Here is a 21,326-nt window from a genome sequence, read left to right on the forward strand (position 1 = left end):
TTCCTCAAATTGACGCCGATTCTCAACTGGCTTTTAATTAAAGAACCAAACTTCGATATAGACATTTAACCTTGTTTTACAATGCTTTTTAACGTAAAAGGTAAGCAATTTTTCTCAGGATATAAGATCAATGAAATTTAATTTCCACAAATCCTTTTGGGAAGCCGAATGCAACACCTTGGATGACCTAAGCCAGTTACTGGTAAAAATCAAAACAGAAGGTTATCAAGGCTCAGAACTGTTTTTACCTTTCTTCCCTCTTGATGCCCAAGAAACCTTGGCCTTGCATGAATCTCAAGGTTTAGACATTATCACAGGCATAGGTACTCAAGGCGATAATGCAGAAGATCATATTCGTTCTATGGATGAGCAAATCCAGCATGCCATTCAATTTAAGCCTAAGTTAATCAATAGCCATACAGGTAGAGATATTTTTAGTTTTAAAGATAATCTCAAAATTTTTCAACACGCCCTATCATTAGAGCAAAAGCATGGCGTTGCTATCACCCATGAAACCCATAGATTTAGACCTACCTTTAGTACATTAGGAACAGAGCAAATTATTGATGCTCTACCTGAATTAAAACTCAATTTGGATATTAGCCATTGGATGGTAGTCCACGAATCAGACTTATCTGATCAAAAGGAACGTTTAGAAAAGCTCTTTACCCATGTTCACCATGTGCATGCCAGAGTCGGTTATGAAGAAGGTCCTCAGGTTACTGACCCTGCAAACCCACTATGGGAAGCTCAGGTAAATAATCACTGTGAATTATGGCAACAAGTTATGGAAAAAGCGGCCTTGAGGTCTCAAGACTGTTTTACTATTACACCTGAATTTGGCCCTTACCCATATGCCCATACTGACTCTAATGGCCAGCACCTAACTGATATTTGGCAAGCAAACCTCTTTATCAAGAATAAACTTAACGCCATGTTGAACTAACCCAACAAGGGCTATTATTCGCCAACTAAACCATGAAGACATATTTATGGAGCGTTTGAATCAATAGCCTTCTCTTCTTCTAACTACAATTAGTTACTCTAACAAGCTAATTATCTCATTTTAAAATAAGCTAAACTGATCTTTAGGAAGCGACTCATTAAGCCTGCCACTTAGCCATTAGATTAAAATTTAGACTAAATAAATAAGCAAGCTAGTCTCAAGTCATTATTACCTTGAAAATATCTAAGGGAACCTAGGGATCAGTCCTTCCCACCCTAGCAAGCTAATTGCAACACCTAGATTTATGGCAATGGATACAAGTTAATAATGGCTCAATTGATAAGGCCCTCCTTAAAGAAAGGCTTTTAAATTGGATGCTTAATTACAGCTTCACTAGCGACGCAATCAATAATAATGTTGAGAAGGATCTTATGAGTAAATTTAATTGGCTGATTTTTGCCAAGCCCGCCAGTTTTGGCGTTTTTGTATTTATTGTCTCCATTTCTGCCTGTCTATTTTTCTCTGCAAATATTAAACAAGCCATTGTTGAAACGAACCGAAATACATTGCTTGCTAAAAGCGAGAGGATATCGGTTGATTTACAAGAAATTATCAATCGTAGTGTTTTTGACCTCTATACACTTCAATCATTTTTTAACACACATCAAGAGGTCAGCCGCTCCGAATTTAATCAGTTTACCCAATTCATGTTACAAGGGGTTGATTATATCCGCGCATTCGAATGGATTCCTAAAGTTGCTACGTCATACAGAGAAGCTTTTGTTAAGAAGCAGCAGTCCGAATTTCAACATTTCTCTATCACATCCTTTTCTCCTGAAGGCTTACGGCAAAAAAGTCCAGCCAAAGACGTCTATTTCCCTGTTACCTATATGCAGCCCTATATAGGCAATGAAAATGCTTTAGGTTTTGACCTTAGCTCTAATATGGCTCGTAAAGTGACATTGGAGCATGCCAGAGATAAAGGAGAAATAACCACAACAGATCAGATAAGCTTGGTGCAAGCTAAAGGGTCCTCAAAGGACTTTTTAATGGTTGCGCCTATTTACCTTAAAGGTGATATCCCCTCTTCCCAACTATTAAGAAGGGAAGAACTCAGAGGTTTTGTACTCGGAGTATTTCAAATAAACAGCCTATTAAGCTCTATCCTTAAGCAGGCAAAAGCAGAAGGCTTGATCTTAAGTCTGAAAGACCTTAATACAGATAAAAATCCAATGTTACTTGGCCAAATAGCTGAACCCGAATTTTCATTTAATATTCAAGTCCCTCAAAGAACTTGGCAACTGGGTTTTACCATGAACCCTACCTTAAGCCATCAAGTGTTAAGCCCTACTATTTATTCATGGGCACTACTCATTAGTTTTATTATCAGTGCTTTGCTTGGGCTCTCAGCCTATGCGCTTTCACGCATTTCATTTGATAGTTTACAACTCAAAATTCTCAATACAGAAATTCAGGACTACAACCAAAATTTAGAAGCTAAAGTGCATGAAAGAACCCGTTCATTAGCGGTTAATAATGCTGAACTCAATAAAAATGTGAATCAGCTCACCCAGAATCGCGAAGCGCTGAGTGAGTTAATGTCTGCACTCAAACAGCAAAAAGAAGAAGCAGAAAATAAAAGTAAAGAGCTCACTAAATCTAATAAAGAATTAGATGAGTTTACCTATGTTGTCTCCCATGATCTAAAAGCGCCTCTTCGAGGGATTGATCAGCTAGCAAGTTGGATAGAAGAAGATATAGATGCGGACAAAATGGAAGATGTACCCAAGCATTTAACTGCAATCAGACAGCGAATTTATAGGTTAGAAAAACTCTTGATAGACCTACTAGAGTATTCAAAAGTTGGTCGCCATGAAGAGAAACTGACCCAAGTGAATAGCCAAGAATTGATACAAAATGTCTTTATGCTCAACGCACCTTCTAGTGCTTGTAAGCTGAGCTTTGGTTCCGCTTTTCCAAAAGAGCTTGATGTAACAGCACAATTTGAGCTCATTATCCGAAATCTAATTGGCAATGCGATCAAGCATAGCAACAGAGAAAACCTCCATGTTGAATTCAATTGTACTGAGCAAGCAGATGCTTTTACATTTTCGATTAAAGACAATGGCCCGGGTATTGAAGCTAAGCATTTTGATCAAATTTTCAAAATGTTTAAAACACTTGAGCCTAGAGACAAGGTAGAAGGCAGTGGAATGGGTTTAGCGTTAATCAAAAAAGTGGTTAATACCTATGGTGGTAGTGTCTATGTCAAATCTGAACTTGGACAAGGCTCTACCTTCTTTTTTGACTGGCCTAAACGCTTAACTGATATGGAAAAAAACTAATAATGCTATGTTAATTTATCCCTTATCAAGGCACGCTTTCTATAAGCAATAATTAACACTATTTAAGAAAATGAGTTTGGCAAAAAAGCATGGATATACAAAACTTGAATACATCAAAATTAACACAGAGTGATCATACTCAACTCATTGAATTTTGGCGTGACATTTTCCCAAATGATCCACCACATAATGAGCCTAGTAAGATGCTCAGTGCAAAGCTTAAAGTAGACGACCTCGTCTTTATCACAAAAGAGGAAGACAAAATTGTGGCGGCCTGCATGGCGGGATACGATGGCCACAGAGATTGGTTATATGCTGTAGCCGTCTCACCTTCACACCGAAGACGTGGTATAGGCCAACGCATCATACAAAGCGCAATTGATGAATTAAAAAGTCTGGGTTGTATTAAGTTAAATTTACAAATTAGAGCAGATAATACTGAAGTGGCGAGTTTTTATCAGAGCTTAGGCTTTCACGTAGAAGAGAGAATGAGTATGGGGGTCTTTTTAGAATGAAATTTACCTGAGAGGATAACTTTCTCAGGTAAATTTCAAAGGTGAATGTCTGAGATAATTAGTTAAACTCAGGTACAACCTTTTCAATAAAAAGTTTTAATGATGCTTTCTTCTCTTCATGGGATAAGCTGTTATCCGTCCAAAAACTGTATTCATCAATTCCAAGCTCTTCATAATGCTTAAGCCTTTCAATCACAGTATTTGGAGTACCTATCATAAGGTTCTCTTTAAGCGTTTCACGATTAAAGTCAGGCATGGTATCAAGCTCATCTTCGCTAATCGGCGCACAAAAACCATCAACTGGCACTAACTGGTTTCTGAATAAACTTGAGAAATGCGAATACCAATTTCTAATACCGTTCACACCGACTAGCCAATCACCTTCATTTTCATAAAGGTAAGTATGTCTTAAACACATAATTTTTGGACGTGCGACATCTGGGTTATTGGCACAGGCAGAATCAAACTTATCTACCAAGCTATCGACCTCTTCATCTGACTTGAATAAAGGTGTCACCATAACATTGCAGTTATTCTTAACCGCGAAGTTGTGAGAATCTGGATCACGAGCAGCTACCCACATTGGCGGCTGCTTTTGCAACGGCTTAGGAACCGATGTTGATGTAGGAAAACGCCAGCACTCACCTTCATGAGCATAGTCGCCTTGCCATAATTTTTGCACTGCAGGCACAATTTCTCTTAGATATTTACCACCATCAGAGGCCGCTTCACCATCAAGCATACGATCAAATTCGTATTGGTAAGCACCACGAGCGATACCAAACTCTAGACGCCCATCACACATAATATCAACTAAAGCAGATTCACTGGCTAATTTAATAGGATGCCAGAATGGCGCCACAAATGTTCCTACTCCTAAGCGGATTGAAGATGTTAATGGGGCTAAATAGGATAAGAAGCTTAAAGGATTAGGGCCAATGGTAAATTCCATCGAGTGGTGTTCACCCACCCAAACTGTTTCAAAACCACCGGCTTCGGCGATTTGAACTAACTCAACCATCTCATCTAATAATTGTTTGTGTGTTTTGCTGTTATCAAAACGTTCCATTTGCATAAAAAGAGAAAATTTCATTGATTCAATTGAACCTCTTATTTTTATTTTACAAATTAATCTGCATGATAATTTCCTGACATCACCCTTAAGGTGAGTAGGCCATTTTAGAAACCATTAAGCAGGGATCAAATTTTCGAACTAGAAATATTATGGTATACCATAATATCGAATGTCAATTTGATCTAACGCAATTTTTAGTATTTCTTTATATTTATGCCATTTCTTCATAGAGAGATAGTCTAAGATTAGTTCAAAATTAGGCATACAAAGAATCACCTAATTATGCTCAGGGCACCATTAAGCTTAATCATCTTGAGGAATATAGTTTTTAACACTTCATACCCATTATCTCTGGATAAGCCTTAGTTATTAAGGAAGCAAGGATTAAGTTACCTCTTCTCAATCTTTCTGAAAAAGTATCAATCAAGATCTCACTTTGACGTAAAGCAAGCACCTTTCAAGAAGGGAGAACGCAGGGGGATATTTTTTCTGAAATACTGTTTAGGCATTCTTCAAAGGCCCGAAGGGCAAAGCCTAAAGCCCTAAATTTACCTTGAGGACCTTATCAAGAGAGTGACTATTAAGTTGCACTCCTCGCCATAAATCAAGGGGCTTTTAACCAAACGCAGAGACGAGAGGACTCATTCTCAGGTTTTTAGGGAAAGTGATACATTCAGCAGCAACTGAATGATATTTAAGCAGCATCATACCTAATTCAAAATTAGCAGATATTAGAGTAAGCACATATCTTAAAATCGCCAACAGATGTCGCTTTTCTCTTCCTACCGAAAAGTTTTAAACCCTTTCTTAAAGAGAATGAACTGGATTCAAATTATTTGCATTTGTAGCGAACAAGGGTTTGATTTATTAAATAATATTATGGTATACCATAATACCAGCAGCATCATACTTATACTGGTTTGCCACTTAAGGCTTTAAACACCTTCAGATAGAGGGTGGTTAATTAATTAGGTCGGCATACATCAATTAATAAAATAAAAAAGGGAGCATGCGATATGCAGCCCAATGAATTGTTAGCCAATAAAGGAATGTTCAAAGGTGTTCATCCAGGAATGGGAGTTGCTTCCATTGCCATGGTATTAGCTTTTGTCATTTTCACTATTAGTAATGTGGAGTTTGCCAACGGCATATACTCAGATATCAAATCTTGGATTCAAGCGACTCTAGGTTGGTATTATGTCACTGTTGTCAGTCTAGTTTTGTTCTTTGCCATCTGGGTTGCCTTTAGCCGTTTTGGTAAATTGAGATTAGGAAAAGATGATGAAAAGCCTGAGTTTGGTTTTTTTACCTGGTTTGCCATGCTATTTAGCTGTGCCATAGGTACAGGTATTTTGTTCTGGAGTATTGCTGAGCCTATATTCCATTATCAGGGTAATCCATTTATGGATATGGCTAATATTGCAGCAGGGTCAGCGGAAGCGGCTCAAATGGCAATGCGAGTTACCTTGTTTCACTGGGGCTTACATGGGTGGGCAATTTATATTGTCGTCGGTTTAACGCTTGCTTACTTCACCTACCGTAGAGGCCTTCCCCTAACAGTACGCTCTGCCCTTTATCCCTTATTAGGCGATAAAATTTATGGCCCAATCGGCCACGCAGTAGACCTACTGGCTATATTTAGCACTTTGTTCGGAACAGCAACCACACTTGGGTTAGGTGTTTCGCAGATGAATGCTGGTCTTAACTATCTATTCGGCTTAGAAATCTCAACAAGCGTTCAAGTGGTATTGATTGTTGTCATTTCCATTATTGGTACCCTATCTGCCATTTCTGGTGTCGAAAAAGGAATTAAACTATTAAGTGAATGGAATATTCGCATTAGCTTAATACTTATCCTGTTCTTCTTACTTGCTGGCCCAACTGTATTCTTGCTTGGCATGTTTACCACAAGTGTGGGTGATTATGTTTGGAATATGATTCCAATGGGATTCTGGAGTGATCCTGAGCCAGGAGCACAATGGCAAGGTTGGTGGACAATCTTCTACTGGGGCTGGTGGTTATCTTGGGGCCCTCTAGTCGGTATGTTTATTGCGCGTATTTCACGTGGTAGAACCATTCGCCAGTTCCTATTAACAGCACTAACTATTCCCCCATTAGGTGGCTTCCTATGGATAGTTATCTTCGGCGGTACAGCACTTCATATGGAGCTATATGGCGTAGGTGGCATTGTTGATGCGGTTAATTCAGATATGACACTTGCTTTATATAGTACGATTGAAGCAATTGGTGTAGATGCTCTAACTTGGCCAATGGCTGCTTTGGCTACCTTGATGATTATCTCTTGGTTTGTTACCTCAGCAGATTCAGGCACACTGGTTATCTGTACTATTTTATCTCTTGGAGATAAAAACCCACCTCAGAAATTTAGAATGATTTGGGGATTAGGTTTAGGTGGTATTTCCGCAGTACTTCTGATCGCAGGCGGTCTAAAAGCATTACAGACAATGGCGATCGCAGCGGCACTTCCTTTCTCGGTAGTCTTGTTGCTAATGTGTGTAGCTCTAGTAAAAGGCTTTAGAGACGAGGCTGAAGGGATTGAATATACATCTCATGCTAACAACCAAAAAACCAAGGACGAAGACCATAAAACCCAATCTGCCCTAAGCTAACCTTAAAGCAGAATAAAAATCCCCTCACTGTTTTAGTGAGGGGATTTTTTCGTTTCTAAGCCTTCATAAATCAAAAGAGTTCTACTATTTGAAATTTTGCTGATACAAAAAGGGAACCTACTATTAAGTCACCTCTTCTCACTCTACTCTTTTAAAGAATATGGGAGAGACGTATCACACAGAACGTTACTTTGTGCATGATTAGTAGAAAGTCAGTGTAAGAACTTTTCGAGGGTAGTTTTCAGACGTAACAACACAGGGTGCTACTTTTTCTGAAATGCTGTTTAGGTATTTTTCAAAGATCCAAAGGACTTAGTCTCCCCCCCTTCTTTACGTTGAGGAGCTTAAAAATTGAATAACGCTTAAGTTGCCCTCCTCGCCATAAATCTAGAGGTTTAAATCCATCAGCTGAAGCGGGAGGACGTATTCCCAGCATCCCTAGAATAAAAAAAGCAGAATATAAATATCCTGCTTTTTTGCATTTAAGTGACAGTAAAAATTATTACAGAGACTTAGCTTCTTGAGTTAAGCGTATGGAGGTATCTAATGTATTAGCAAGCTCAGTACCCTTAATCACAAAATGGCGGCTAAAATATGCTTTGTGTTCAGCATGCTCATGGAAGTTATGAGGTGTTAAAACAGCCGTTAGTACAGGTACTAACGTTTCTAGTTGCACCTGCATAAGGCCAGTACACACAGCTTGGGCCACAAAATCATGTCGATAAATCCCTCCATCAACCACCAAACCAGACGCAGCTATAGCATGGTATTGGCCAGTCTGAGCCAAAAGCTTTGCTTGCAAAGGAATCTCATAAGCGCCAGGAACGGGGAAAATATCAATTTGCTCTGCTTGGTAGCCTCTGCTGATTAATTCATTTTTAAAGCCTTGTAGACAATTTAAGACAATCTCTTCATGCCACGAAGCATAGATGAAAGCGATTTTCTTATCTTCTACATTAGATTCTGAATTGTTTATTTTTATCGTCATGTCAAATCTTACCTTTGGTTAACCTATCTCTAAGTGCTTAAGTGATAAATCACTCAACCCCTTTCATAATAATAATTTTCGCTTTTGCAGCCTCTTTACGATGCTGGCATGCCTTCTGATACGCTTCTGAGTGATAACAGGCTAACGCCATTTCATAGCTTTCAAATTCAATAACAACTGCGCGACTTGGGTTTACATCAAAGCCTTCAAGTGCAGTAAAGGTCTCTCCTCGTGCCAAAATATTCGCCTTGTAAGCACTCAAAGCCGAAGGCGCTAATGCTAAGTATTTTTTATATTCTTCAAGGTCTTCAACCTCAACAAATGCAATCCAATATGCTTTCATATATCACCTATATAATATGGTATACCATATTATATCAAAGCAAAATTCATCTTATAACTAGAAAATGTCAATTTAAGCGCAAAAAAAAAGCGCCTTCTAAGAAGACGCTTTTTTATAGATTTTAATCTGAATCATTGCATAAAATGCACGACACCTTCGTCAGAACATCCCGTATACATACCAAATGTACCCTGCTCTTTCTCAGCGATATATCGTTGTAAAATATCCTTGATGGCAGGATAAAATATATTATCCCAAGGTATTTGGTCCGCCGACAATAAGTCAGCAGCAAGTGTTTCGGGCCCTGGCTCATCCGTAAAAGTCACAAGCTTGGCTCTAAACATTATATAAACCTCATTAATTTGAGGCACACTGAAAATAGAGTAAGGGGCTATTATTTCAATTTTAGCACCGGTTTCTTCCCATACTTCACGTTGAGCTGCCTGCTCGACAGTTTCACCACACTCCATGAAACCAGCTGGTAATGTCCAAGTGCCTGTTCTAGGTTTTATCGCACGCTGACACATAAGGTATTTGCCTTCATGCTCAACTATACAGCCAGCAATAACCTTGGGGTTATGATAAAAGATCTTCTCACAATCAGCACAAGTGTATCGGCTATGGGTATCGTGATTCGTTTTTCGCAATACCAAATTGGCACTGCCGCACTCAGAACAGAATTTCATACATTAGGCCCAATATTAGCTAGCAAAGTTGCATTAACAACCTTGCTAATCAAGCTTACTTAGGAAATTGCACCTGATGTGGCGAGTGGATATTGGCTTGGGCAAATACACCTTCATTGCCCTGTTGTTCAGCCAAAACACCTAACGCCACCTCAGCAGCTCGTTTAATGTGATTTAAACAAGCTTCATGGGCAATCACAGGGTCACGTGTTTTGATAGCGTCAACAATATTCGACATTTCTGTACTACTGGATTTATAGCGGTTATTTTGAGATACAGAGGTTGCGCGTAAAAAGCTAATACGTGCTTGTAACTGTCTTAGGAAGTTACAAGCGGTATGGTTGCCACAACCACTGAAAAGTACTTCATAGAAGTCAGTCACGGCTTCAAGAATAGGCACCATATCGCCTTTCTCTAAACGTGAATGTAACTTTTTAAGTGAATACTCAAGATCAAGCACCTGCTCATCACTTGCACGTATAGTGAATAATTCAACTATCATACATTCAAGTGAACAGCGAAGTTCGTATATCTCTCTAGCATCTTCCATACTAATTACGGCAACGCGAGGGCCTTTACCAGCAACGTCTTCAACCAAACCTTCTGACTCTAAATGCCGTAAGGCTTCTCGAACCGAAGTACGGCTAACACCTAAAAGGTCACAAAGATCTCGTTCAACCAGACGATCCCCAGGTAGGAACTGAAAATTTAAAATGGCATTACGCAAAGCTAAAAGGACCTTTTCACGTAAGGTCATTTCCGTGCGTTCAATTTTTACAGAATCTCCAAGAGGCTGTCTTTGCATAATCACTCTTCCAAAAATAACGCTTATATTATCACACTATCAAAACGGCAACAGACTGATCAAGAAGGAAAAAGCCTTACTTTTCACTCGCTTCTTGATCCATTTCTGCAAAAACAGATTGCGCAACACGAAAGCTATCGATTGCAGCAGGTACACCACAGTAAATAGCGGTTTGCATTAAGACCTCGCGTATCTCAACTTTACTCAAACCATTATTGATAGCACCTCTTACATGAATTTTTAACTCATGTGGGCGATTCAAAGCTGTAATCATGGCTAAATTGATCATACTGCGAGACTTTAATGATAAGCCATCACGTTGCCAAACTGTTCCCCAGCAATATTCAGTCACAAGCTGTTGTAGATCAGCAGTAAACTCATCAGCCTTGGCTAATCTCTGATTAACATACTCTTCACCTAATACTTGTTTACGTGTTGCTAGGCCTTTCTCAAATAACGCTGTCATTTCTATATCTTTCATTACTTTATCTCCACACTTTAGGCGATACCAATTCTTTAAAGGTCGCTAGATGCCACCCACCATGAGGTATTTAATCTCTACATAATCTTCAATCCCGTATTTAGAACCTTCACGGCCAATACCAGACTGTTTAATTCCACCAAATGGTGCGACGGTTGTTGAAATTATGCCTTCGTTAATGCCTACCATGCCGTATTCTAGCCCTTCACCCATACGCCAAGACCTTCCAAGATCACGAGTATAAATGTAAGCAGCCAGACCAAATTCGCTGTCATTAGCCATTTGCAAAGCGTCTTCTTCAGTTTTAAAGCTAAAAATAGGAGCAAGTGGTCCAAAGGTTTCTTCTTTCGCAACCTTCATCTCTAGCGTCACACCTGAAATAACCGTTGGCTCATAAAAAGTACCGCCCAGAGCATGACGATTACCGCCCGTATTTAAGCAAGCCCCTTTTGCGATAGCATCAGCAACATGATCTTCAATCTTACTGATAGCCGCATCATTAATAAGTGGTCCTTGAGAGATACCCGCTTCTAATCCATTACCTACCTGTAAAGACTCTACTGCTTGAGTCAGTTTTTCGACAAAAAGATCATGCACGCCTTCTTGCACTAAAAAGCGATTGGTACAGACACAAGTTTGCCCTGCATTTCTGAATTTTGACGCCATGGCGCCTTCAATTGCTGAGTCGATATCGGCATCATCAAAAATAATAAAAGGCGCATTCCCCCCCAACTCTAAAGACACTTTTTTGACGGTATTAGCACATTGCCCCATGAGCAATTTGCCGATATTGGTAGAACCAGTAAAGCTTAACTTTTTGACTTTATCATTTGCTGTCAGCTCACCACCAATAGCAACTGCATCCCCCGTCACCACATTAAAAATGCCAGCAGGAACACCCGCCTCTTCGGCCAAAACCGCCAATGCTAATGCAGAAAAAGGCGTATCTGGAGCAGGTTTTACAATAAAGGGACACCCTGCTGCCATCGCTGGCGCGCATTTACGTGTAATCATGGCACTTGGGAAGTTCCAAGGCGTTATGGCACCAACAACCCCAATTGGCTGCTTTAACACCATTAGCCTTGCACCGGCCTTATGAGACGGAATGATATCCCCATAAATACGCTTACCTTCTTCTGCAAACCATTCAATGAAGCTGGCCGCATAGAGAATTTCACCTTTTGCTTCGGCTAACGGCTTGCCTTGCTCTAACGTGAGTATATTGGCTAGGTTATCGGCATGGGCAATCATCAGTTCATACCAGCGACGCAAAATGCTGGATCTTTCTTGCGCTGTCTTAGCCGCCCACGCTTTTTGCGCTTGATAAGCAAAATCAATGGCTTTTTGAGTATCCTCTGACCCTAAGTTTGGAACAGTTCCTAACAAGTCTCCTGTTGCAGGATTGAAAATAGACTGAACTTCACCTGTTTCACTCTCAACCCATTCCCCTGCGATATAAGCTTTTTGCCTGAAAAGTTGACTATTCATTTTTATATTTCTCATTTAGTCTAAGTTGGGGTGGGATCAATTAGAGCCTTGCCATGCAGCCATTTTGCCTTGGCAATAAACCATTGGGGTTTGCTCATCATCAATTTTTATGGACTCAACTTCACCCACTAAAATGGCATGATCACCGCCTTCATATTCACGCCATAATTGGCATTCAATAACGGTTACCGCCCCTTCAATAACAGGGTTTTCAAGAGATGAACAGCTGATATCTAACCCGCTAATAGCCGCATCTTTAGCTTCGCCTTTTTTAGCAAAGGCAAAAGCGACATCTGTTTGCTCAGCACTTAATATATTGATGGCAAAACGCTTAGCTTTACTCAATATAGGATAGGTATCCGATGAATAGTTTGGACAAACAAGTACAAGTGCAGGATCCATAGACAGCGCACTAAAAGCACTTGCCGTTAAACCTGTCACTTTACCTTGGCTATCATAAGCAGTAACAACAGTGACACCGGATGCAAATGTACCGAGTGCCTTTTTATATAAATCTTCATTCAACATGATTACACTCCTAGCGCATTACAAATGGGTCTGACATTGGGTCACTGGATAGATTAATCCAAACGGTTTTACGCTCTGTATAAGCCAACACAGAATCAATACCACTTTCTCGACCATAACCACTGTGCTTGTAGCCGCCGATAGAAGCCATTGCAGAGACAACACGATAAGTATTTACCCAGATAATGCCTGAATGCACATCTCTAGCAACACGGTGAGCTCTGGCAATATCTCGGGTCCAAACACCCGCTGCCAAGCCATAATTAGAATCATTAGCCATAGCCAAAGCCTCTTCTTCCGTATCAAAGGGAATCACGGCTGCAACAGGGCCAAAGACTTCTTCTTGCATCAAGTAGTCGCTGTTGGAAGCACACTCAAAAATAGTTGGTTGGTAATACCATCCTTTATCTAGATCAGCACGCTTACCACCAAGGCGTAATTTTGCACCTTGCTTTTTAGCTTGTTCGACAAAAGACTCCACTACTGAAAGTTGCTGCGCTGTTGCCATTGGCCCCATTTCACTTTCATCTAAAGCAGGATCACCAATCTTAATTTTGTTTGCCTTTTCAACCAGAGCATCTAAGAACTTACTGTAAACACTACGTTGCACTAGTAAGCGAGAGCCAGCGACGCAACTCTGACCGGATGCAGCAAAAATACCCGCCACAATGCCATTTAAAGCACTGTCTAAATCAGCATCTTCAAAAACGATCTGAGGAGATTTACCACCTAACTCTAAAGACAACTTAGCGAAGTTCTCTGCAGAACTTCTAATCACATGTTTCGCTGTTGCAGCACCACCCGTGAAAGCGACTTTACGCACCAAAGGATGGCTAGTTAACGCCGCCCCTGTACTTGGACCAAAGCCAGTAACAACACTAACAACACCTTTAGGAATGCCGGCTAACTCAACTAGTTTGACTAATTCAATCAAGGTCGCAGAGGCATGTTCAGATGGTTTGAGTACTATGGTATTACCAGCGGCCAATGCAGGAGCAAGCTTAATCGCAGTCAAATACAATGGACTGTTCCAAGGAATAATCGCTGCCACAACACCTAAAGGCTCACGAATGGTATAAGCCATCATGTCGGTTTTATCTAAAGGTAAAGTCTCTCCTTCAACCTTGTCAGCTAACCCTGCTGTGTAATAGAAAAACTCAGGTAAATAATTCACTTGAGCGCGTGTCTCTCGAATCAATTTACCATTATCACGACTTTCTAATTGCGCTAAGGTTTCTATATTTTGAGCAATAAGATCACCTAGTTTTCGTAGCAACTTGCCACGTCCAGTAGCGGTAATACTGCGCCACTGTGAACTTTTAAAGACCTGATCTGCCGCCTCAACAGCGCGGTTTACATCGCTTTCATCGGCATCTGGAAATTGTGCCCATGGGCTAGCAGTTGCTGGATCTAAACTCTCAAACACCTTCCCTGAATTTGCACTCGTCCATTCACCCGCTATGCTCATATTAAATTCTTGCAACGACATTATATGAACTCCTCTGTATTTGGTTGAGCTAAGTAGACAAAGTCAAAAAACTTCATCAGTTTTTCATTGACTAGCTTAGGCGATTCCATTGGCATCATATGCCTTTGATCGGCTAACACAACAATTTGAGCATGCTCGATCAAATTACCCATATCATGTGCCATTTGTGGTGTCGAACCAGGATCTAGCTCCCCAGTCATCACCAAGGTTGGTACTTTAATATTGCTAATTTGATCAGCTAAGTAGTTGTCTTCACTTGCAAATAATCGATAAGTCGTGAGATAACCTAAATGATCATTATTCAAAACCGTGTTTCGCACTTCATTAATTTGAGCAGAACTAGAAGCCGCATATTCTTCACTGAACCAGCGCTTAATAGCCGCATCAACATTGGCTGATGGACCTTTAATTGCTACTTCTTTGGTGCGTGCTTGAATCCCTGTTCTTTGTTCTTCGGTACGGTTAAAAACACTATTAAGAATGACTAAACTTTCTAAATATTGAGGGAAATGTAAGGCAAACGCCCTTGCAACTAGCCCTCCCATAGAAAAACCCACAATGGAGGTTTTCTCTATATTAAGTTGATCCAGTAGCTCCTTTAACTGTAAGGCATAATCTTTTAGACAGGCGGTATCTGACGGTTGTTTACTTTGGCCATGCCCTAGCATGTCATAACAAATCACCTGGTAATTGGCGGACAAAGTAACACTTTGTCCGCCCCACATATCTTGATTAAGCCCTACGCCATGAATCAGAACGATATTTTCACCACTGCCCTCTAGGCTATAAGCCGTTCCTTGAGGAGATATTAGGTGAGTTTTCTCAACTCTGTTTTCGTCAGTCATACTAACGACTCCATTTACTTAGATTGATTCTGCGCTTCTTCTGCGGCTAAATCCTGAATATCTTGATAACGGTTACCAATTCTTGGATGTACACGGCCACCGTCAGATGCACCTAGACATACTACAATTTCATCTGCTGCAGGGGCATCTTCGATAGACATCTCTAAAGTAATATAGTGAGATCTGAAACCTTCATCATCTTTATGCATCATAGGGATTTGAATAGAAGTACCAGCACCACCACGCTTGTTAGTAAAACCAAGGTAGCTTTTAGCATTGACGGCATTACGGTAATGATTACCAAATCTTAGGGTGTGAACTACCGCAGATGCGTGTTCAATTTCACCATCTACACCAACAACTGCCGCCTTACCATAAGCTTCAATGTTAGCTGCACCACCCATGTACTTAGACACATAATCAACAATTAATGCACCTAAATCAGAGCAGTTTGCTTTTACTTCTGGTGTAAGGTCTTCAACAAAACCACGACCATGCCAAGGGTTTTTGATGATGGCAGCAACACCAATCATGGTGACAGGCTTATCTGCTGCTTTCCCGCCTTCGATGCGTGTTTCTTCAATTGTGGTCACGATTTTACGAATTTCAAAGCTCATCTCTGTTCCTTTTTATCATTATCAAATTGATCAAAGTAATTTTTTGAAGCCCTCCTAGTGTTGGAGTTTATTCAAAATATCACCTTGATATATTATGGTATACCATAATATAGTACACAAAAATAATGATTGTAAAGAGTCAATACTGGATTGTTTATTTCGCAGAAAAGGCAATAGAAGAAAATGAAGTCAGAATTAGCTTTAACAAATACCCAGACACAACACATTGTTATCCTGCTGCAACCTAGGTTCATCATGAAGGAATTACTTGAGGCGATAGAATGGTTCAAGTGTGCTAATGAGGTCGTTAATCACACCTTATTTGAATGGCACCTCTGTTCGGAAGAAGGTTCTGTATTATTAGCTGACAATGGCATGGTATTAAGCGCGCTACGCCATCCCAACAATATTGCAAAATCAGAAAGCGTGCTTGTTTTTAGTGGTTCTTTATCCGATCAATCTACTCAAATTCTTAATCGACAATGGTTAGGTGAACAAGTATTAAAACGGACAAAAATTTATCAATTCCAGCCTGCTTCAAATGATTCAGCAGATGAGTTTAAACATGATCACCTTGCCGAACTCATGGCAGAAATCGTCATGCCTTTACTCAACGTCAATCAAAATAAGTCACTTCTTGCCAACCTTAAACAATCAAACGGCTTATCATTAAGAGTGACGGACAGCAGAGTTCATAAGGCCTTAAGCTTGATGAGAGACAACATTGAAGTGCCCTTGGATAGCAAGACAATTGCAAATCAATCCTTCCTCTCATTAAGGCAACTTGAAAGGCTATTTAAGCAATACTTTGATGAAAGTCCGAATCGTCACTACACCAAATTAAGATTAAAAAAAGCCAAGCATTTGTTATTGAGAACAAATCTAAAGGTGGGTGATGTTTCGCAAGCTTGTGGCTTTTCAACGGTTCCATATTTTTGTAAGGCTTACCGTGACTGTTTTGGTCTAACGCCTTTACAAAGTAAAGAGCAACTACAAAAAAGTATTCAGGTTTTCTAAATTTAATATGGATAGACGTGCCAAATTCATATAAAAAAAGAGCCATCCTGAATGGCCCTTCTTACGTTATTACATTTTAGTTTTTGTTAAAACTGCCCTGCTACCTTCAGCTTTTCTTCAACAACCAAGGACTGCCACCAAGCTTGGGTCGGTTGAGGATCTTTAATCATGACAGCCTCTCCAAAAATAGGCGTTATCAGCCTCACTTTATTTTCTTGTGCAAGGTTCAAAATACTCTCTAATGGTTCGTACCAATCATGTAAAGACAAATCAAAAGTACCATTGTGTACTGGCATCATAGCTTTAGCATTCAGATCAAGATGAGCTTGCATACTCTCACTTGGGTGCATATGTATGTTTTTCCAGAGTTTATTATAAGCACCTGTTTCTACCATGCTTAAATCGAAAGGACCTAAACGTTCACCAATTTCTTTGAAACCAGAGAAATAACCAGTATCACCCGTATAGAAAACATTGGCCTGCTCGCCTTTAATGGCCCAACCAGCCCAAAGGGTTTTATCTCTATCAAACAATCCACGGCCAGAAAAATGCTGCGCCGGTGTTGCGGTTAAGGTTAGTGAACCAATTTTAATATCTTGCCACCAATCTAGTTCGGTAATTTGTTTAGGGTCTATTCCCCACTTCACAAGGGTTTTGCCTACTTTTAGAGGGGTAACAAACTGATCAACCTTGTTTGCGAGAGTTAAAATCGCGGCCTTATCAAGGTGATCATAATGATCATGGCTTAGGATAACGGCTGAGATCTGTGGTAATTCTTCCATACTAATAGGTGGTTGATGGAAACGTTTTGGTCCAACAAAGCTAAAAGGCGATGCTCTTTCACTGAAAACAGGATCTGCCAAAACATAACTGCCATCTATCTTCATCAGTAAAGTGGAATGCCCTAACCGATAAATCACGGCTTCATTTGTTTGATCAAGTTCTGCTTTATTAATCATCTTTAAAGGCACTGGCATAGCAGGTTCTGGAGCATCTCGTTTAGCGGTTAGATACGCCATTGAGATACCAACAATATCGCCTAAGCCAGATTCATATTGAATCTCTGAATTCACAAACTTACCTTCAACCTGGGTTGATGCAACTGAATGAGCCGGCATAAAAAACACTCCTAATAAACCAAAGATAGAACCGAGTTTTAATTTCATAATCTCTTACCAAGTAAACTATACTGAGCAGTGTAATTATGCTTATATCAAAAGTAAACCATCAAGTGTAAAATGCATTTAATTTGAATATTTTATGCATATTCTCCAATCTATCTTGCAATCTAATTAAGTCAGTAGGATGAAATGACAGACACTAAACTCACTCGATCTCAAATTAAGCATCAAGCCATATTAGATGCCGCCAAAAGCGCTTTCCAAGAATTTGGTGTTCAAGCCACCAGCATGGATAAGCTTGCTGAATTAGCACAAGTCTCAAAACGTACTATTTATAATCACTTTGAAAGTAAAGAAGTGCTGGTTATGCAATTAGTGGCAGACTTATGGAATAAAGCCCTAGTTCAAAATAATATTGTCTTTAACAAAGACAGCTCAATTAAAGAACAGTTAACCCAGTTGATCACAACAGAAGTTGAGCTTATGGCAGATGCGGAATACATCGCATTATCGCGAGTGGCATTCGGGCATTTTTTTTATCACCCCGAAGACTTACAAAAGAAAGTGGCGGAATTTTCAGCGCAAGAAACCAGCTTGAAACGTTGGTTAAAAGTCGCGAAAGAGGAAGGTTATTTAACAGTAACAGACATTGATTTTGCCGTTACTCAACTTCATAACCTACTTAAGGGCAGCTGCTTCTGGCCACAAGTCATGGGGATGAAAGGCAGCCTAACTGAAGCTGAGCAAGCGCATATTGTTAACGAAACAGTCGCTATCTTCTTAAGTCGATATTATCAGGTTTAGCAGTAAGAGAGTTACCTTACCGCTAATCCATGCTGAGGCAGTAATTGTCTCAGCACGTACCATCTATGGTAAGACGCGGCTTGATAAAAGCGGTACAAGGGATATTTAATGGCTTCATGGGCGCCTTGGCATTCCTTAATATCATCAAAATCACTATTCCAATCTCTGTATTCAGGTATCGTCTCTGGCGTATTGAAAAGCCCTGCCTGTGCCGCCTCTTGCCATGCTTTAATACGTTCCTGTTTTTCAGCTCTAACAGCAATAATACCTATAATCTTGTTTTCAATATCAGACCATTGACTAGTGGCACCCGCATCAGAGTATTCAGGGTTTGATTCTGCTATTTGCCCAAACAAGGCATGCATCTTCTGGCAGTATTCAAGGAAAGTTTGCTTATTGTCACGCCAGCCTGATTGTTTAGCGTTCTCTTCTTTGTAGGCTTCATAATCAAAGCACCATTCAAGGTAAGGAGCGTCAGGGTATGTCAGCACGGCGCCATGGCCTAAAGCCCCTGATAAGTCCTCAGCCACACTAGATTTGATATTACGAATGAGTTGATTACCGTATTTTGCAAAGAAGTTTTGCTGCTTTAACTGGGTAAATTTTTTAACCTCGTCACCGCTATTACGAAAGCGAAAACTATGACTTTCTACCCTATTGCGCCTTGAGCTAACACCCGAAAAACCATAGTGAGAAAATGTGTCCGCATAAACATGCGCCATAATGCCAATTAAAGGTAAGTAATAGTCTTTATCGGATTGAGGTAGGTAATGATCCAGCATCTGCTTAGCTATCTCACTGTCCTTTTGGCAAATCAGCTTTTCGGTAAAACTTTCACCTTGATTACCCGGTAAAAAGTGAAAAGGCACCCAAACATCTCTTTGATCCTTAGTGTCTATATTGGCGATATCAGCCACATGATGAGCAGTTGCCTCAACACTCAGGCTTGAACCATCCGGGAACTCAATATCATGAGGGCAGGCATTATCGTCAACAAATTGTGCGGCAGTCGCCACTCTCTTAGCGACGTCTTGGTTTAAACCAGCGCAGCGTGCCATGGCATAAGTTGCATAATAATGGAAATCAATTTGCATCAGTTACTTCCTTATACTGAGATTTATTGTATCTGCTAGTTCATCAAAACAAGCTATAGGAGCTTGCGATTAAAATTGAATGATCTTAGGTTTTACCCCTTGGTAATCAGGCATGACATCACCTAAATCAGCGCCAATATAGGTTGGATCTGCTGGAATCAGCTTATTGTTTTTAAAAATGGCAGTAGAAACATGCCCAGGATAATTCAAGGCAACTACCTGCTGGCTTAATAGATGCTTAGCAAGCCAAGCGAATAAAATGGATCTGTCCTCACAGTCAGACGCTTTATAGTGCAAGGATTCTTCCACTAATAAATAGTTTTCAGCGCCAAATTGTTGTTGATCAATCGCATAAGGGAAAGCTTGATGAATAAGGTGTAACAACTGAGTTAGTTGAGTATCTTCACTGCCTTCTAAAAAGATTCCCATTTGTTCAGAAAGCCCTTGTGATGCAACATCACCTACAGGCGCTTCAAAATAATAACGTAAATCTATTTGAGGATAGGTTTTAAAGTACTTCACTCTTTCTAGATCATAAGGTAAAGCCAATTTTAGCGCCTTACCGTCAAGTGTTGTTTCTAACTCCCTGAAATGAATATCTTTCCCAGTTTTCAACGTTTTATCAAAGCGCATATCAAATGACTGGCTACCCTCACTGAAGTCTCCATCATAGGTTCTCACTTCTTTAGTGGCGTTACCGGCAATTTGATAGAAGGCTTCACCGTCTATTTTGTAACGAGAGACACCGTAAAGTTTTTGTTCGGTAGGCACCATCAAAACTAAAGAATCAGAACCCAATGCGACCCTTGCACCATAACCTAAATTGTTAAGTAAGAACCAACTTAACGCGATTTGCTGATTTTCATTGCTAACTTGTTGCGACACATAAGACTCTACCAACAGCCAAAATGCCCAGTCCGATAAATCAAGGTCTTGCTTATATTGATTCAGTTCAGTAATTACAGTGTCGTAATTAATCTCAGCACTATGTTGCCAATAGTTTTTTAGCCCAGATTGAGTACGGCCTTCTAATTCAACCAATACTAACTTATCTAATGAAATGGCTTGGCCAAAAAAAGTAAATGCGATTTTATTATCTAAAGGTTTATCAGGAGTTTGACTATCTACAACAGGATCATCAACGACGGGTTCCTCTGGCACATCCACAGCAGGAGTATCATCAATTACCGGAGGAACATAAGTAATCACAGGCTCAGTTGGAGTAATAGAACTATCTTCACTTACAGGTGCACGTGGAAGTTTAGGGGTTTTATCTCTCACTAAAACAGGCATGCTTTTGTATGCTTGCCATTCTTTTTTAAGTTGCTTAATGAAGACTTTGTGCTCATTAGAATAAGTTTTGAACTCTTCTTGCTGCGATTTTACAAATGCTTCGTATTCCGACTGAAAGTCAGTTGCCAAAATTGCTGTTGGTGAGCCTAAACTAAGTGCGCATATAGTGAGAGTCCCAGCAAATTTATTCATAATTTATCCCTACTTAAACACAAA

20 protein-coding genes are annotated in these 21,326 nt (G+C 40.0%); 6 read left to right on the forward strand and 14 right to left on the reverse strand.

What is annotated here, in order from left to right:
* The first annotated feature begins 130 nt into the window (after positions 1 to 130).
* The 3 genes from TW85_RS15580 to TW85_RS15590 all read left to right on the forward strand — a co-directional run bounded on the left by TW85_RS15580 (position 131) and on the right by TW85_RS15590 (position 3,806).
* Entirely contained in the window at positions 131 to 946 is an 816-nt protein-coding gene (locus TW85_RS15580; RefSeq protein WP_046018040.1) for a TIM barrel protein, read from the forward strand.
* 431 nt (positions 947 to 1,377) lie between these two features.
* Positions 1,378 to 3,291, forward strand: a complete 1,914-nt coding sequence (locus tag TW85_RS25575) for a CHASE domain-containing protein (RefSeq protein ID WP_162197506.1) — start codon at positions 1,378 to 1,380, stop codon at positions 3,289 to 3,291.
* Positions 3,292 to 3,380: 89 nt separating this feature from the next.
* Positions 3,381 to 3,806, forward strand: a complete 426-nt coding sequence (locus TW85_RS15590; protein WP_046018041.1) for a GNAT family acetyltransferase — start codon at positions 3,381 to 3,383, stop codon at positions 3,804 to 3,806.
* A 58-nt stretch (positions 3,807 to 3,864) separates the two neighbouring features.
* On the opposite strand, the gene TW85_RS15595 is transcribed toward TW85_RS15590, so the two are convergent.
* Positions 3,865 to 4,899, reverse strand: a complete 1,035-nt coding sequence (locus TW85_RS15595; RefSeq protein ID WP_046018042.1) for an LLM class flavin-dependent oxidoreductase — start codon at positions 4,897 to 4,899, stop codon at positions 3,865 to 3,867.
* A gap of 998 nt (positions 4,900 to 5,897) precedes the next feature.
* Here TW85_RS15595 and TW85_RS15600 point away from each other — a divergent pair.
* On the forward strand, positions 5,898 to 7,511 hold the full coding sequence (locus TW85_RS15600; RefSeq protein ID WP_084616351.1) for a BCCT family transporter: 1,614 nt from the start codon (positions 5,898 to 5,900) through the stop codon (positions 7,509 to 7,511).
* A gap of 502 nt (positions 7,512 to 8,013) precedes the next feature.
* Here TW85_RS15600 and TW85_RS15605 read toward each other — a convergent pair.
* The 10 genes from TW85_RS15605 to TW85_RS15650 all read right to left on the reverse strand — a co-directional run bounded on the left by TW85_RS15605 (position 8,014) and on the right by TW85_RS15650 (position 15,781).
* Entirely contained in the window at positions 8,014 to 8,499 is a 486-nt protein-coding gene (locus tag TW85_RS15605; RefSeq protein ID WP_046018043.1) for a 6,7-dimethyl-8-ribityllumazine synthase, read from the reverse strand.
* Between the two features lie 49 nt (positions 8,500 to 8,548).
* A complete protein-coding gene (locus TW85_RS15610; protein ID WP_046018044.1) occupies positions 8,549 to 8,842 on the reverse strand; it encodes a DUF1330 domain-containing protein in 294 nt (97 codons plus the stop codon).
* 131 nt (positions 8,843 to 8,973) lie between these two features.
* Positions 8,974 to 9,528: an NUDIX hydrolase gene (locus tag TW85_RS15615; protein WP_046018045.1), complete on the reverse strand. Its 555-nt coding sequence runs from the start codon at positions 9,526 to 9,528 to the stop codon at positions 8,974 to 8,976.
* Positions 9,529 to 9,583: 55 nt separating this feature from the next.
* Positions 9,584 to 10,333 carry a GntR family transcriptional regulator gene (locus TW85_RS15620; RefSeq protein ID WP_046018046.1) on the reverse strand — a complete coding sequence of 250 codons (750 nt, stop codon included), beginning with the start codon at positions 10,331 to 10,333 and terminating at the stop codon, positions 9,584 to 9,586.
* 76 nt (positions 10,334 to 10,409) lie between these two features.
* On the reverse strand, positions 10,410 to 10,814 hold the full coding sequence (locus TW85_RS15625) for a carboxymuconolactone decarboxylase family protein (protein WP_238326230.1): 405 nt from the start codon (positions 10,812 to 10,814) through the stop codon (positions 10,410 to 10,412).
* A gap of 45 nt (positions 10,815 to 10,859) precedes the next feature.
* Entirely contained in the window at positions 10,860 to 12,302 is a 1,443-nt protein-coding gene (locus TW85_RS15630) for an NAD-dependent succinate-semialdehyde dehydrogenase (protein WP_046018047.1), read from the reverse strand.
* 36 nt (positions 12,303 to 12,338) lie between these two features.
* Positions 12,339 to 12,830, reverse strand: coding sequence for a flavin reductase family protein (locus TW85_RS15635; RefSeq protein ID WP_046018048.1), 492 nt, complete (start codon positions 12,828 to 12,830; stop codon positions 12,339 to 12,341).
* A 10-nt stretch (positions 12,831 to 12,840) separates the two neighbouring features.
* Complete coding sequence (locus tag TW85_RS15640) at positions 12,841 to 14,319, reverse strand: aldehyde dehydrogenase (RefSeq protein WP_046018049.1); 1,479 nt, start codon at positions 14,317 to 14,319, stop codon at positions 12,841 to 12,843.
* Positions 14,319 to 15,164 (reverse strand): alpha/beta fold hydrolase, encoded by an 846-nt coding sequence (locus TW85_RS15645; protein ID WP_046018050.1) that lies wholly within the window; start codon positions 15,162 to 15,164, stop codon positions 14,319 to 14,321. Before TW85_RS15645 ends, TW85_RS15640 begins: the two co-directional genes overlap by 1 nt.
* A 14-nt stretch (positions 15,165 to 15,178) precedes the next feature.
* Complete coding sequence (locus tag TW85_RS15650; RefSeq protein WP_046018051.1) at positions 15,179 to 15,781, reverse strand: amino acid synthesis family protein; 603 nt, start codon at positions 15,779 to 15,781, stop codon at positions 15,179 to 15,181.
* Positions 15,782 to 15,964: 183 nt separating this feature from the next.
* On the opposite strand from TW85_RS15650, the gene TW85_RS25580 reads away from it, so the two are divergent.
* Complete coding sequence (locus TW85_RS25580) at positions 15,965 to 16,798, forward strand: helix-turn-helix domain-containing protein (RefSeq protein WP_052702240.1); 834 nt, start codon at positions 15,965 to 15,967, stop codon at positions 16,796 to 16,798.
* Positions 16,799 to 16,884: 86 nt separating this feature from the next.
* Here TW85_RS25580 and TW85_RS15660 read toward each other — a convergent pair whose 3' ends face one another.
* Complete coding sequence (locus TW85_RS15660; RefSeq protein ID WP_084616352.1) at positions 16,885 to 17,964, reverse strand: MBL fold metallo-hydrolase; 1,080 nt, start codon at positions 17,962 to 17,964, stop codon at positions 16,885 to 16,887.
* A gap of 144 nt (positions 17,965 to 18,108) precedes the next feature.
* Here TW85_RS15660 and TW85_RS15665 point away from each other — a divergent pair, with 144 nt between their 5' ends.
* Positions 18,109 to 18,723 carry a TetR/AcrR family transcriptional regulator gene (locus tag TW85_RS15665; protein WP_046018052.1) on the forward strand — a complete coding sequence of 205 codons (615 nt, stop codon included), beginning with the start codon at positions 18,109 to 18,111 and terminating at the stop codon, positions 18,721 to 18,723.
* An 11-nt stretch (positions 18,724 to 18,734) separates the two neighbouring features.
* Here TW85_RS15665 and TW85_RS15670 read toward each other — a convergent pair whose 3' ends face one another.
* Together TW85_RS15670 and TW85_RS15675 are read right to left on the reverse strand one after the other, a co-directional pair.
* A complete protein-coding gene (locus tag TW85_RS15670) occupies positions 18,735 to 19,817 on the reverse strand; it encodes a DUF6765 family protein (RefSeq protein ID WP_046018053.1) in 1,083 nt (360 codons plus the stop codon).
* A gap of 69 nt (positions 19,818 to 19,886) precedes the next feature.
* Positions 19,887 to 21,302: a hypothetical protein gene (locus tag TW85_RS15675; RefSeq protein WP_046018054.1), complete on the reverse strand. Its 1,416-nt coding sequence runs from the start codon at positions 21,300 to 21,302 to the stop codon at positions 19,887 to 19,889.
* Positions 21,303 to 21,326 lie beyond the last annotated feature (24 nt).

The organism is Marinomonas sp. S3726 (assembly GCF_000967665.1).
In the GTDB taxonomy this organism is placed as follows: domain Bacteria; phylum Pseudomonadota; class Gammaproteobacteria; order Pseudomonadales; family Marinomonadaceae; genus Marinomonas.